Source organism: Beijerinckia mobilis (assembly GCF_000745425.1).
Classification (GTDB): domain Bacteria; phylum Pseudomonadota; class Alphaproteobacteria; order Rhizobiales; family Beijerinckiaceae; genus Beijerinckia; species Beijerinckia mobilis.
The window spans coordinates 21,703-35,930 of the sequence record NZ_JQJH01000011.1; the positions used below are offsets into that span (position 1 = coordinate 21,703).

Genomic DNA, 14,228 nt, shown 5'->3' on the forward strand with positions numbered 1-14,228 from the left:
CCAAGTTGCGGCATGACGCACTCCCTTTTCGGACAATGTATCCGATGCTGAAGGATCGGTTCTTCTAGCAACGAAACGGCCCGCGGGCAAAGGTTTTGGAAAGCCTGCCCAAATCGGCGGGAAAGGATGAGTGCGAAAACGGATGAAAAAACATTTAGAGCGTCAAACGCTCTGCATCCGCAAAATCGACAAAGAGGCTGGCGAGCTTCGGCCCAGGATCATTCGCCGGCAATTTTCTTACCCGCAATTCCGCGTTTGATTCTTCGGCCGACCGTTCCCTCATCTTTTCCCGCGGCCGCGCCTTTCGCATCAGGAGTCACGCCCGATGAAATTGCTCGCCGCATTCTGCGCCCTCGTCGGCATGACAATCATGCTCCATGCGGAGGAAAACCCCGCCCCGGCGAAAAAAGCGACAGGCAAGGCCTCGTCCAGCTTGCCCGCCGATATCGAAACGGCGATCGCCAGCCGCCGCCGCGATATTGTGAAATGGACCGAGGCCATTCCACCACGCAAAAGCGTGAAATATGGCGGCTATGACGTTCTAGCGGCAACCGCCGGTCAGAATTGCGGAACGCCCGAACGCGCAACCTATATGGTCGAAATGGCGAGCCATGGACTCGGCTCCGCAGGCGATGAAATGTTCGGCCTGCCGGCTCTGGTGCGCTATCTCTATGCCTTTCCCCAATGCCTTACGGATGAGCAACGGCAGACGATCAAGCAGGCGCTGACATCCACGCGGCACGATCTCTTCGGGCACGGCACGCTCAACCACATGGTGCTGCAATCCACCTCCTGGTATCTGCTCGCGCAATATTTTCCTGACGCGCAATGGCAGGACGCAAACGGCGAACGCCTCGCTTCCCCGGACGTGATGGCGCAGATCAAGGACCTTCTGACGCGCCGCCACTGGCGCAGCTTCCAGTCAGGCATGACAGAAGAACTTTCGCCGACCTATGCCTCGGCCGATCTCTATCCCCTGCTCAATCTCGTGGATTTCGCACGCGACAAGGATGTCGCGCATCAGGCATCGGACGAGGCCAGCCTCGAAATCCTCATCCTCAAGGCGGATTCATTTCACGGCGAACTCATGCCACCGCTCACCCGGCACAATGTCGATCAATCGAATGCGCCGCTACCGAAGGATTGGCCCACCCATGCCGCTGTCGGCCAGCAACCGCTCTGGTATTATTTCGGCGTACCCGTAATCGGATCCTTCGACCTCTTCAAACCGGTCACCGAGCCGAATTTCCTGATCATGCTGGCGCTCTCCTCTTGGCGGCCACCAGCCGCCGCCTGGTCACTGCCGCAGGGTAATTATGCGATTGCCGTCGCGACGCCGGAATTCACCAAATGGGACAATCCCACCTTCCCGATAGCCTATGGAGATACATGGATCGGTTCCGATTACGCACTGGCGACCGGCAATTTCGTCTTCGATCCGCGCCGATACAATGATCACAATCAGAGTTTCGCACTCGCCTTCAAATCGGAAGCCCGGCGCAATCTCGTCGAATGCCAGCATCCCTATTGGCGCAGCAATGCGGGAGAAGACGGCTGGACCACCGATTTCTGGTCTCCCTTCCTGCAAACCGCCCGCCTCGACGAAACCCATGCGGTCCTTCTCGCCTCGATCCCGCAAAAGGACCCGTGGAGCCGGGACACGCTGAGCGGCATCGAGGATCGCTTCTGGACGGAACGCGATCAGCACAAGGACAATCTCATCAAACTCGTGCAATGCCGCATCCCGAAGGCGGTGGATCAGCTCGTTCTTGAAGACAATTGGGCCTTTTTCCGCAAGGGCAATGTCTTCATGGCGCTCGGCAGCCTCGGTGGAAATTTCGATAATCCGCCGCCGATCCTGCCGCCGCCGCTTGCGAGAGATTTCACCATCGTCAAAATCCACGCGCCAAAAGCCGGCCTGTTCATCGCAGTCGACGATAAGGGCGGCTCGTTTCAAGCGTTTCAGGACAGGGCGAAGAAACAGGCCCCACATTACGATCCGGACGGCCCAGGCATTGTCTATGGAGAGACCAAAGTACGTTTCACGCCGCCAGCGCCGGACCCGGCCCATGCCGGCTATTGGCGCGCCTTGCCGCAGGTGACACGCGGCGGCACGCCTATCTCCGTTTCGGATATACCGGTAAAAACCCCGTTCATGACACTCGCGAATGGTACACTGACAATCACCGATCCACAGCCATTGACGATCAAGGGACCCCCGCAGCCGACAAGCACGAGAGCCGCGCGGTTTCAGTGATTCCGGAAAGACAATGACACATGATCATTGCGGCAAAGGGTACTGATACCGCGTCACCATGTATCCGATAAAACCGCGAATGGCTGTGCCGCGGGAGGATTGCATTCAGGCGTCCCGCAAGGCCTCTTCGAGATAGGCTACGTTTTTTGTGCGCAGCGTCATTGTCGATAACGCAATGAAGATCCAAATGCTGCAGTGCGGCATACATTGGCTGATCATTTCGCCCTTCAGTACATCGAGCACAGCGAACAAGGTGATGGTCCCATGCGCTCATAGCCAAGGAGAGCATGCAAAATCGGAGCTGCGATACGCGAAATGCTGCCCCGCCACCATCTTGTCCGCGGCTAATGTACCAGCTGCATCGGAACGAAGACCTCGCCCGCCATAGGGATGCGGGCCTCAAAATTCACGGGCCCGTAAACGATGCCACTCTTTGCGTCACGCTTCACGTATTGTTATTGCACAAATCCCCGTGCGCGCCCACCGGGGACCTTGCAGGAACAGCCAGTTCCAAGCCAACCCGGCTCATAGAGCAAGCACGTCTTCACGGGAGTTGCGCAATGATTTCCAGGGCCTGCCACGCCGCCCGGCACGGGGTAGCTTTCCGGACCGGAGACCGCCACGCTTCTGCCAGTCATCAGAGGCGCGGTTTCGGCTAGGGACGGAGATGCATAGGGGTAACCAGGATACTCGACGCAGGTATGCCAGCCGCCATTATACATGCAAAGGACTTCATCTGCTCGAGCGGGGCCACTCGCCACCAGGGCGGCACCAAACACAGTGGCCAACAATATGCCAAAGCGTTGCATAGTTTTCTCCTTTTCGAGGCTCTCTTTTGCGGGCGGCGCGTGAACCTTTGGAGCGCCATCCCGTTATGTGTTCTTGTATGTTTGCACAACTAGGTAAGATGTCATTTGTGGCAATACACGATTAATGATTGCAAACTTAAGCTCTGTCAGCTTCTTTGCCGCACAGAACACTCACTGCCAGATGGACACGCCATCAGTGTCACCATCTTTATACCATCGGTTATTTTTTGCAAGATGCTGCTCTTGCAGTGAGCCATTCCATGCAATATCGTGCACCATGTCACTTTCCTGGATCTGATTCACTTCGCCTGCCGCATGGCATTGATTGTGGCATTGATATCAACAGGTTGTTTCTATTTCTTGGCGCGATGATTGTAAGCATACGTTCAAGCTTTATGTGCGATGCAATGTAGACGGCAAAGATAGCTACAGAGTATGTAAAACTGCGGGGAGCGTCAGGCGGCAATTGAGGCAGAGCGATTATCATTCTTCATTCTATGCCTGAAATGCGGGATAGACCCGCCTGAAAGCCCCCCTGAAAACCCCGAGGAAAGCGCCATTGAGAACCGCAACGCGGACATTGAGGAATGGCCGTAGGATCCAGCGGTTCCAGCGCATCTACTGCTTCTTGGTCATGCGCTTCGACAGAAACTCGTTGACCGCACTTTCCACGAAGACGGTCGAAATCGGCAGTCCCTCATGTCGGGTTTGCCCATAATTCAGCAGTGCATGCCGGTTGGCATAAAACTATTCAGCTATAGCTTTGTCGCCGACGGGCTTCGTACACTTCGAGCGCAACCGCTGTAGCGTGCCGGCATCTTTTGCCAATCGGCAGGTCAACTTGCGGATCTTTCCGGAGTGGATCGCGATCGCCGCAGAGGGACAAATCCTGTGCAAACATGCACGGATCATCGAACGGTCCCATCCTCTATTGGGACGAAACGTCTATGACTGGCCGCGCTATCTGGCGTTCATCAAACGCAAGCTCTATGAACACACAAATATCATCATCATTACGGGCCTGAGCTTCAGCGAGTGGGCGGGTCTGTTCGGCGATGCCGAGATGACGACCGCATTGCTCGATCGCCTCACCCATCACTGCCACATTTTGGAAGCCGGCAACGACAGCTTCCGGCTCAAAGCAAGCGCAAGATATTTTCAATCCGGGTCAACGCCGATTACGCCCGCCGGCCGGCCCCCTCCGCCCTATTCCCGGTCCTCGGCCAGCTCTGCCAGCACTCTGTTGCGTGGGGCGCCCATTACCGCCAACCACCGGGCCGAGGCTGCCTGCAAGGCCCGGTGAAACGGTAATGATTAAAATCGCCTTCCCGCAGACGCCGTCATCTTTAGAGACCGACCATCGCCTGGAGCTGCGCCGGATAACGATCACCCTCGATCCGGATCGAGGCGGTGGCCTTCTGGATCTCGGCGAGATCGGTCGCCGTCAGCGCGACATTCACCGCGCCGAGATTCTCTTCGAGCCGATGCAGTTTGGTGGTGCCGGGGATCGGCACAATCCACGGCTTCTGTGCCAGCAGCCAGGCAAGCGCGATCTGCGCCAGAGTGGCGCTTTTTTCCCAGGCTATCTGTTTCAGCATGTCGACCAGCGCCTGGTTCTTCTCCATCGCCTCCGGCGTGAAGCGTGGCAGGATAGAGCGGAAATCGCCTTCGCCGAGCCTGGTGTCCTTGTTGATCGCGCCGGTCAGGAAGCCCTTGCCGAGCGGGCTGTAGGGCACGAGCCCGATGCCCAGCTCCTCGCAGAGATCGAGGATGCCATTCGTCTCGACCCCGCGCGTCCAGAGCGAATATTCATTCTGCAGGGCCGTGATCGGCTGCACGGCATGGGCACGGCGTGCCGTCGCCGCACCGGGTTCTGACATGCCGAAATGCTTGACCTTGCCGGCCGCGATCAATTCCTTCACCGCACCCGCGACATCCTCGATCGGCACGTTCGGATCGACGCGATGCTGATAGAAGAGATCGATCTGCTCGACGCCCAGGCGCTTGAGCGACGCATCGGCGACTTCCTTGATATGCTCGGGACGGCTATTCGTCCCCGCCATCTTGCCGTCGACAATGTTGAAGCCGAATTTGGTGGCGATCACCACCTGGTCGCGCACCGGACGCAGAGCTTCTCCGACCATCTCCTCATTGGTGAAGGGGCCATAGACCTCGGCCGTGTCGAAGAAGGTCACACCCAGATCGACCGCCTTGCGGATCAGCGTAATGCCTTCATCCTTCGTCAGCCTATGGCCGTAGCTGAAGTCGAGGCCCATGCAGCCGAAGCCGAGGGCGGAAACCTCAAGGCCGCTGCTTCCAAGCCGGCGTTTTTGCATCAGTCGTTCCTTGTCAGAAAGCAGTTTGGGAATATCAGGCGCTGCGGCGGTTCACGCGGTCAGCGAGGCCATATCGATCACGAAGCGATAGCGGACGTCGGATTTTTCCATCCGTTCAAAGGCATGGTTGATCTCGTCCATGCGGATCATCTCGACATCGGGCAGCACATTCTTGCGCGCGCAGAAATCGAGCATCTCCTGCGTCTCGCGGATGCCACCGATTGGTGATCCCGCGATCCGGCGACGGCCGAGAACGAGGGGGACGGTGCTGGGCTCCACGACCGGCCCGATCTGCCCGACAATTACCAATGTTCCGTCGACGTCGAGCAGCGGCAGGTAGGGATTGAGGTCGTGTTTGACCGGCACGGTGTCGATGATGAGGTCGAAGCTGCCGGCAGCCTTCTCCATCGCATCCGCAGCGGTCGAGACAAGCAATGCGTCGGCGCCGAGCGCGTGCGCATCCGCGGCCTTGTCTTGCGTGCGGCTGAGCACCGTGACATGCGCGCCCATGGCGGAAGCGAGCTTCACCGCCATATGACCAAGCCCACCGAGGCCTATCACGCCGACCCGGCTGCCGGGGCCAACATTCCAGGTTCGCAGCGGCGAATAAGTGGTGATCCCGGCGCAGAGCAGCGGCGCTGCCCGCGCCAGGTCAAGCCCATCCGGTACCCGCAGAGCGAATTCCTCGCGGACGACGAGGTGTTTGGAATAGCCGCCAAGCGTATATTCCTTGGTGAACCGGTCGAAACCGCCATAGGTGCCGGTATTGCCTTCCCGGCAGAGCTGCTCCTCACCCTTCCTGCATTGGTCGCAATGCTGGCAACTATCGACCATGCAGCCGACCGCGACATGGTCGCCAATCTTGTAACGGGTCACGCCCGGACCCGTCTCGATCACCCGACCGATGATCTCATGGCCGGGGACGGCCGGAAAGATGGTCCAGCCCCAATCGTTGCGTGCCCAATGCAGGTCGGAATGGCAGACGCCACAATAAAGGATCTCCATCACCACATCATTCGAACGCGGAGCGCGCCGCTCAAAGGAGAAAGGAGCAAGCGGTTCATCCACCGCCGTGCAGGCGAAGCCAATGGTCTTCATGGTCTGATCCCTTATTGGTCTCGAGTTCGCGCTTCGGCGCAGCACCAAACCCTTTGGCTGGCACCGCACTTTTGCTTGCGAAACCTTTTTAGCGTTCGCATCGCCTATGAATTAGGTGCTAGGTTCCGCATGAAGCTATATTTCAGGTTCATGAATGAAACGGGATGAGCTGGGAGATCTGATTGCGTTTCTGACCGTCGCCGACGAGCGCAGCTTCACGCGCGCGGCCGCTCGCCTGGCGACATCACAATCGTCGCTCAGCCATACGGTCCGGCGTCTTGAGGAGCGGATGGGTGTGCGGTTGCTGACGCGCACAACCCGGAATGTCGCCCCGACGGATGCGGGCGAGCAACTCGCCGAAACCCTGCGGCCGGCCTTGAACGACATCGAGGCGAAGATCAGTGCGATCAGCGCGCTGCGGCAGGAACCCGCCGGCTTGATCCGCATCACGACGAGCCATCACGCGGCGCAAAGCATCCTGATGCCGGCCGTCAAGCAATTGATGAAGGACTATCCCGAAGTTTCGGTCGAACTCTCCGTCGACCAGCGGCTGACCGATCTGGTTGCCGAACGCTACGATGCCGGCATCCGCCTAGGCGAACAGGTCGAGAAGGATATGATCGCCGTGCGCATCGGCCCGGACCTGCGCATGGCGGTTGTCGGAGCGCCGGACTATTTCGCCATCCATCCGAAGCCACTGACCCCGCACGATTTAACCAGGCATATCTGCATCAATCTGCGCCTGCCGACGCTCGGCGGCCTCTATGCCTGGGAACTCGAACACAACGGACGCCCGGTGAATGTCCGCGTCGAAGGGCAATTCATCTGCAACGATGTGGGGATGATTATCGATGCCGCCCTTGATGGGCTGGGCCTTGCCTGTTTGCCTGAAGACCAGTTTGATTCCCTGATCGACAATGGGCGGCTGGTGCGTGTGCTCGAAGATTGGTGCCCGCCGTTTCCGGGCTACCACCTCTATTATCCGAGCCGTCGCCAGACGTCCCCGGCTTTCGCCTTGCTGATCGAGGCGCTCCGCTTTCGCGGCTGATCGGCAGCAGCGCAGGCCCGAACCGCGGGAACGAAACTGTTTGGAATAATGAGTACCCGAAGAGGCAGCCTTGAAGATCAGGATCGACCCGTCTTGGCAACCCGTCTTGGCAACCCCGTCCTGCCAACCAGGGACGCTTGGCGCACTGCACCGGGTGATGATGAGAACTATGTCTACGCGATAGCCCTCCTTTAAGCCGGTTGGCCCCGCCCCGTGGTGCCGCGCAAACACCCCGACGCCGCAAGGGCGCGATGCGGTCGGGAAAGATTTAAGCTCTACGCGACCGCGCCATGAACGAGGTCTGCATTGGGGCCGACTGCGGACTGTCCTCTCCCATCCCTCCGATCTGGGACAGCCGCCGCGCGATTTCTCAAAGCCGCCATTCGGCGCGGAGAACCTCCGATTGCTCAATATCGGCATTATGACTGTGAAACTGCTGATTTAATACCGGCGGGAGGAATCCCGAATTGAGCTTTGAACGCTCGGCTGAAAGCCGCATCGGAGTCGTAACCCACCTGCCTGGCGACATCGCCGACACGGGCATTGGCCTGGCTGAGAAGCCCGTGAGCAAGGGTGAGCCGCCATCGATTCTGGTAGGACAACGGCGCTTCCTTGACCAGGGAAGAGAACCTTTCGGCAAAGCTGGACCTGGACATTCCGGCCGCGTTTGCCAGGTCGGCCACGCTCCATTTGCGGAAAGGTTCGTCGTGAATGGCCTTAAGGGCGCGGCTGATGCGGGGGTCCCCCAACGCGCCTAGCCATCCTGTGTCGCTGGCGTTCTTGGTCTGCGCCCAGGTTCGGATGACGCGGATGATCAGAACGTCGATGAGGCGCGAGATCATAACCGAAGAGCCGGGGTGCACCATCTGGGCTTCCATCATCATGAAATAGGCCAATCCCTCGAGCCATCCGCCAGTCTGGCCGCCCGACTTTGCAATATGGATCACGGCCGGAAGGGCTGAGACGACCCATGGCACGGCTGTGCTCTCGAAATGGAATGCCCCGGCGATAACCCTGGTCTGCTCGCCATTGCCGCCATGGCGAAGACCCAGCTGTTCTGCCGTGAACTGCTCTCTCATCAAGTCGGCGGCGTCTGCCGCAGTCGCATCGCTGCCATCGCCGAGGATATAGCCGGTTCCTCGTGGCAGCATGACGAGGTCGCCTGCGACCGCCTTCACGGGGGGAGCGTCGGCCGCCTGCGCGATCAAGCTTCCTTCCAGGACCACGAAGAAATAGGCCGACCCCGGCTCGAACCGCAGCGCCCATGGGTGGCTCAACTCGGCGGAAAACACCAATTCCCCGCGCAGCCGTACGAGGTCGAGCATTTGGGACAACAAATCGACTCGAGAGGCGAGCATGGCCCCAAATCCGGACGATGGAGCATGTCTTGCGGGGTTCCGATCATGGTGTTCCATGTCGCCAAACCGTAAGTTCAAGAGGTCTTCAGAGACGAAATATCCAGATAAACCATAATGTTACCGCAGACACCAGATTTGACCGGTCCGGCAGAAACTCAGCCGACAGCATTGCAGATTATCCGCACGCAAATCAACTGCACTCATGCCCAGCCAATGGAGCACCAAAATGAAAACCCTTCTTATGTCCGCCCTCGTTCTCTCCACAGCCATGCTGGGCGTCGTTCCGGCGTTTGCCCAAACCGCTCGGCCCGCAAAGGCCATCAAGAATATCGTGCTGGTTCATGGCGCCTTTGTCGATGAGACGAGCTGGGACGGCGTCGCCGCTATCCTCACCGCCAAGGGATACCACGTCGCTGCCGTCAAGAACCCGCTGACCTTGCTCGCTGATGATGTGGCCGCCACCGACGCCGTGCTTGACGCACAGGACGGTCCGACGGTCCTGGTGGGGCACTCCTGGGCCGGTGTCGTGATCGGCGAAGCCGGCGACAACCCGAAGGTGGCATCGTTGGTCTATGTTTCAGCCTTCGCACCGGACAAGGGCGAGACGGTTTCCGCCCTGTCGGAGCGCGGACCCGCCACACCGGGCGTCAAGGCGATCCACCCCGACGCCAAAGGCTACCTCACGATCGACCCCGCGGTGTTCCCCAGCGCCGTGGCCGGCGACCTGCCCAAGGAAGTCGGGGAGCATTTGGCGGCCCACCAGATGCCGATCAATCACACCGCGTTCGACGCAGCCACGGAAGTTGCCGCCTGGCACGACAAGCCGAGCTGGTATGTGCTCACTTCCAAGGATCAGGTTCTCGACCCGCATGCGCAGGCTTTCTTCGCCGAGCGGATCAAGGCCAAGGTGACGACGGTCAAGGGAAGCCACGCTTCGCTCGCCTCGCATGCCGCTGAGGTTGCCGCGGTCATCGAAGCTGCCGCAGGGGCCAAGTAACGTCGTCAATAATCCGACGCCGCCGCCGGCTCTCCGGTGGCGGTGTCGCGTGCTCGTTGTTCCCAGTTTCCCCCGCCCAAACGGGGCATGGTCGAAGGGGCCGTCTGACGGTCAAGCCCCGCGGGCTCGATCCAACAGCCGAACCAGGAAGGACCTAGGAAACGACAGAGCAGCACCAGGGCGGGACGCACTGACACCATGGTCGCTCGAACAAATAAGCGCTTCTTTCCAGACCCTCTGTCCAGAACCGCCCGTTCGTGTCCCATCCCGCTCCTGACAAGCTGTCGATTTACCCGGCCATCCGCTTTCACGTGCTCGATAATGCAACCCCTACGACCGACATGGGGCGCACTCCTCGCTATATTCGGCCGGCGGCGATACGAACTTTTCTGCCGCAGAACGCCGCCATTTCTACGCTCTCTTGCGCGCGGGCTGCGCCTCTGCCGGATACGGGAGCGTACGTTCGGTGATAATGCGCAATGAGTTGAGTCATCTGCAGAATTTGGCGCGCCGCGCCGGGTGAAGATGGGAACTATGTCTACGCTATAGCCCTCTAAGGCCACACCTCCCCCTATACCGCGCGAACACTGCCCTTTCCCTGAGAACAAGCGCCTCGGCAGATGTCACTTCCCGCTGATCTGCACGTCGTCAAGCTGGTCGAGAAGTGCATATCCGAAGGCGGAGGCCGGCGTGAACGAGCCGGCAAGACCGTCGTGGCTCAGCATCTTTTCGACATTGACCAAAGTCGCCTTTGCGGTTTCTGCATAGCCTTCGCCTGTTTCCAGGTAAAAGAGATGCGAGCGACCGAGACGGTCCCAGGCCTCCACCCATATGCGGGACCGGAATTCCGCCGGGTTGCCCGGTGATTGCGCGGTCTGGGGCTTCGATCCAATGCGGCCCGCCCGCTTGCGCAGGGCCGGGATCGACAATGCGAGGCGAAGCCACGGCGACAGAAGACGCAGGATGCGCGCCTTCCCCGCAGACAATTGCCGGCCGACAACGATGTCGTGTATATTCGTGGAGCGATACAAGGCCGCCAGTTCTCCCAGCGGTGCAGCGGCAAAAGAACGACTTTCGCCACGGTCTTTGAAAGTCCAGTGGGTGTGCGCAAGGGGGCGGCGGCGCAATTTCCCAAGTTCAACGGCATAGCCACCCTTGGCCAACACCTCGACCACGGTGCGCCGCACCGTCGCGGTCGTCTGGGCGTTGTCAGCAGCGACGGACACTCTCAACCGAACCGCATCCTGCACGCGGGACAAGGCATAATGGGCCAGGCACTCGCCGAAGGTCACACCGAAGCCCGCGCCGGTGAGGATGGCAATTCCAGCCTTTTTCGCGGCGGCGTCGTGCCGGGCAAGGGTCCGTATATGATGAAATTCGCCGGAGATATCGGCATAGGCGGTGCCGACATCCAGGCAGGCGGCGATAAGTCGGGCGCCGGTCTCGGAAAAGGGACCAGCGGCGTTCAGCACCAGATCCACCTCACCCAAGGCAGCGCACAGCGCTTGTTTGTCGTCCAGCGAAACCACCCGGTAGGGAAGATCATGGGTCCTGGCAAGTTCTTGCAGCCGGTTTCGATCTCTTCCGGCGATGGAGGGACGGTGCCCGCGACGAAGCGCGTCATCCAGGATCATCCCGCCAGTGAAGCCATAAGCGCCGTAAAGCATCCATTGCTGGTTCGCGGCCATGATCAATGTCCTCCCGCCATTGCAAACAACTTCAATCCGGCGAACCCCACCAGACTGACAAGCGTCGCGAAGAACGCGATGAATTTGATCTGTGTGAAGAATGAAGCCGCCGACACAAGTCTATCCCGCCTGCGCGGCAAGGCCGCCAGCACACGCAGCAGAGCCAGGTTTTCGAGATAGTCCGCGCCGGCAGAGGCAACGGGGAAGACGGTCGCCAATGTCAGCCAGGCCAAACCTTCTCCCGCCCAGCGTGAACACCAATCCACCAGCAAGCTCAGGAACAGGCCGTAGACGGCGGGAAAAATCATGTCCAGCAGCAGCAGCCTGCGCCAATGCGCGATCCCGCCGGCACCATAGCTTTCGATCAGGCGATATGTTTCATCCGGACGATAACCGAATGTCAGATCAGGCGACGGCCTGCCGTTGCCGATCGCCTTGAGAGCAGGTGTGCCGATTGGAGACATCCAAAACAGCGAGAGGAATGCGAGCGTAAGAAGACCAGAGGCAATCAGAAGCGTCATGGCAGTGTTTCCAGCAGAATTGCTGGGGTTTTGTCTGGTTTTTTGATATTACTCTAATTCATAATCAATATCTAAAATCATGAATCAGATTGATCTAAAGCGCTTCGACCTGAACCTTCTTGCCGTCTTCGACGCGCTGATGCAGGAGCGTCATGTGGGGCGCGCTGGCGAGCGGCTCGGGCTTACGCAGCCCGCGGTCAGTCATGCGCTCGCGCGGTTGCGCGCGCTGGCTGATGACACGCTTTTCGTCAAGCATGCGCGCGGCGTGAAGCCGACGGCGCGCGCCATCGAATTGGCGGAAACGATCGGGCCAGCACTGGCGGTGCTTCGTGCAAGCTTTGGCATACGGACCGCCTTCGATCCGTCGTCGGCATCGAGGACGATCGTCATCGGCTCGTCCGACTATGTGGAATTGGCGCTGCTGCCGGCGGTGGTCGCCCGCCTTCGCCACGAGGCTCCGAAGATCGACATTCGAATCCGCTCCATCACACAGGGCGATGTGGAACAGGCGATGCGGCGGCGCGACATCGATCTTGCCATCGGGCCCCTGACGGCAAGCCCCGGCTCGGTGCTGGCGACACCGCTCTTTTCCGACCGGCTGGTTCTGGTCGCGAGACAAGGGCATCCGGGTTTGGCGCAGCCGCTGACGGTCGAAGCATTCGCCGGTCTCCATTATCTGCTGGTATCGCAAAGCGGCGATGCGTCGGGCATCGTTGACGACGCTTTGCGGGAGTTCGGTCTCGAGCGAAGGGTCGCGCTAACGATCCCGCACTTTTCCGCAGCACCTTTTCTGATCGCGGAAACCGATCTGGTCGCCATGTTGCCTGAACGGATTGCAAAGCCACTTTGTGCCCCTGCAAGCGTGACCATCCACGATTGTCCTCTTGATGTCCCGCCATGGGTGGTGGGTATCGCGCAGCCTCAGGAAGGCCAAATGGATCCCTGCCTGTCATGGTTGGTTACGCTGATCCGGAAAGTAGTTTCCGATGGAGCGGACGGAGAGCGCATCCGTCAAGCCGTTTGACATCGCCCCGGAACTTCAACGGTTTTGTTTGCAACGGCGGGAGGAGTTGACGGCCTCCTTTGCGATGCCGACTGCCAAGTCCTGCTAACATTGAATGATCCGCGCAAATGACAAATCAAGCGGGCAACATGCCATTGGAGCGATACCAACCGACCTCGTCAGCCAATGTTTCTTCCATCGGCTTGAATTCCATTCCCAGTTCCTTCTTGATCTTGGAATGGTCGAAATGACTGTGTCCGGCTTCCTGACGCATTTGCTGTACCGTCACCAGGCTGAGCAGCGCAGGGCGGCGGTAATGCGGGCAGTCACTTCCTGCAGCTCGGCAATTGTCCAAAGAAGCGGTGCGGGGATAGCACGCTTCGGCGCGGGGATGCCGGTCGTTCACTCGTAAAGCTTTATCAGGTCTGCCATCGTCATGTGCCGTTCGGCCGAGAGAGAGTGTTCGCCGCGGCGACCATTACGCAGCGCGAGGATCTGCGCCTTTGCCACGTCCCGCGTATCGACGAATGCGAATGTCGCGGGTGGAATGCCAGGCAGCTTGCGCTGCACATAATCCAAAGTGAACTGCCCCGCCGAGGTCGGGCCTCGGTCACCTGGACCATGCATCCATCCGGGCATGATGAAGACGCCGAAACTGTCCGGATGCCGATCTAGAGCATGTTCGGATGTTTCCGAACTGCTCCACTTGGAGAAATTAGAGTATTTTCAAGGATTTTGAATCGCGTAGCGATTCAATCCGAACCGAAAATGCTCTAGGTGTTCGAAGACCTTTTCGTCGGACAAAATTTTCGCGCGATAATAGTCATCTGCATCGCTCAACGGACGTTTCATGGTTTCGTCGACCATTTCGCCCTTGCGACCGTTCACGACCGCGATCGAACTCGTGTGAACGAATTGCCATACGCTAATCGGTCACGCTCGAAATTCGTCCTGGCTGCGCGGCAGCAAAAATCCGCTTTCCGAGGCCTTCTCGGATCTCGATCGATTGGCCGCCAATGTCTGCCGGCAGGGATGGCCCCAAATGCAGCCACGACTGAGATGGGCGAGCACAATTGCTGTTCAAAGGCCGTTACGCGATTTCAGCGCAGGAAG

At 59.3% G+C, this 14,228-nt stretch carries 11 protein-coding genes and 2 pseudogenes; 6 read left to right on the plus strand and 7 right to left on the minus strand.

Going from position 1 to position 14,228, the window contains the following annotated elements:
- Window positions 1-325 precede the first annotated feature (325 nt).
- The 3 genes and pseudogenes from DL88_RS10185 to DL88_RS21140 form a co-directional block, all read left to right on the plus strand.
- Window positions 326-2,257 (plus strand): hypothetical protein, encoded by a 1,932-nt coding sequence (locus DL88_RS10185; RefSeq protein ID WP_034995538.1) that lies wholly within the window; start codon window positions 326-328, stop codon window positions 2,255-2,257.
- 1,572 nt (window positions 2,258-3,829) lie between these two features.
- Window positions 3,830-4,051, plus strand: a pseudogene (locus tag DL88_RS20815) (Mu transposase domain-containing protein); the annotation flags it as partial.
- Window positions 4,049-4,369, plus strand: a pseudogene (locus DL88_RS21140) (ATP-binding protein); the annotation flags it as partial. The pseudogenes DL88_RS20815 and DL88_RS21140, both read left to right, overlap by 3 nt.
- 43 nt (window positions 4,370-4,412) lie before the next feature.
- Here the strand turns inward: DL88_RS21140 and DL88_RS10195 are convergent.
- Entirely contained in the window at window positions 4,413-5,402 is a 990-nt protein-coding gene (locus DL88_RS10195; protein WP_034995543.1) for an aldo/keto reductase, read from the minus strand.
- 51 nt (window positions 5,403-5,453) lie between these two features.
- Entirely contained in the window at window positions 5,454-6,500 is a 1,047-nt protein-coding gene (locus tag DL88_RS10200; protein ID WP_034995546.1) for an NAD(P)-dependent alcohol dehydrogenase, read from the minus strand.
- Window positions 6,501-6,654: 154 nt separating this feature from the next.
- On the opposite strand from DL88_RS10200, the gene DL88_RS10205 reads away from it, so the two are divergent.
- Window positions 6,655-7,548 (plus strand): LysR family transcriptional regulator, encoded by an 894-nt coding sequence (locus DL88_RS10205; protein ID WP_034995548.1) that lies wholly within the window; start codon window positions 6,655-6,657, stop codon window positions 7,546-7,548.
- Between the two features lie 419 nt (window positions 7,549-7,967).
- Here the strand turns inward: DL88_RS10205 and DL88_RS10210 are convergent, their stop codons facing one another.
- Window positions 7,968-8,906, minus strand: coding sequence for an AraC family transcriptional regulator (locus tag DL88_RS10210; RefSeq protein ID WP_245270751.1), 939 nt, complete (start codon window positions 8,904-8,906; stop codon window positions 7,968-7,970).
- A 226-nt stretch (window positions 8,907-9,132) separates the two neighbouring features.
- Here DL88_RS10210 and DL88_RS10215 point away from each other — a divergent pair, with 226 nt between their 5' ends.
- A complete protein-coding gene (locus tag DL88_RS10215; RefSeq protein ID WP_034995550.1) occupies window positions 9,133-9,903 on the plus strand; it encodes an alpha/beta hydrolase in 771 nt (256 codons plus the stop codon).
- Between the two features lie 623 nt (window positions 9,904-10,526).
- Here the strand turns inward: DL88_RS10215 and DL88_RS10220 are convergent.
- Both DL88_RS10220 and DL88_RS10225 read right to left on the minus strand, forming a co-directional pair.
- On the minus strand, window positions 10,527-11,591 hold the full coding sequence (locus DL88_RS10220; RefSeq protein WP_034995553.1) for a saccharopine dehydrogenase family protein: 1,065 nt from the start codon (window positions 11,589-11,591) through the stop codon (window positions 10,527-10,529).
- Between the two features lie 2 nt (window positions 11,592-11,593).
- A complete protein-coding gene (locus tag DL88_RS10225) occupies window positions 11,594-12,112 on the minus strand; it encodes a hypothetical protein (RefSeq protein ID WP_034995555.1) in 519 nt (172 codons plus the stop codon).
- Between the two features lie 79 nt (window positions 12,113-12,191).
- On the opposite strand from DL88_RS10225, the gene DL88_RS10230 reads away from it, so the two are divergent.
- Window positions 12,192-13,136, plus strand: a complete 945-nt coding sequence (locus DL88_RS10230) for a LysR family transcriptional regulator (RefSeq protein WP_051955849.1) — start codon at window positions 12,192-12,194, stop codon at window positions 13,134-13,136.
- A gap of 115 nt (window positions 13,137-13,251) precedes the next feature.
- Here DL88_RS10230 and DL88_RS19380 read toward each other — a convergent pair whose 3' ends face one another.
- Together DL88_RS19380 and DL88_RS19385 are read right to left on the minus strand one after the other, a co-directional pair.
- The gene (locus DL88_RS19380) at window positions 13,252-13,521 is read right to left on the minus strand and encodes a hypothetical protein (RefSeq protein ID WP_051955851.1); all 270 of its coding nucleotides are present in this window, start codon (window positions 13,519-13,521) and stop codon (window positions 13,252-13,254) included.
- Complete coding sequence (locus DL88_RS19385; RefSeq protein ID WP_051955853.1) at window positions 13,518-13,742, minus strand: Rossmann-fold NAD(P)-binding domain-containing protein; 225 nt, start codon at window positions 13,740-13,742, stop codon at window positions 13,518-13,520. Before DL88_RS19385 ends, DL88_RS19380 begins: the two co-directional genes overlap by 4 nt.
- Window positions 13,743-14,228 lie beyond the last annotated feature (486 nt).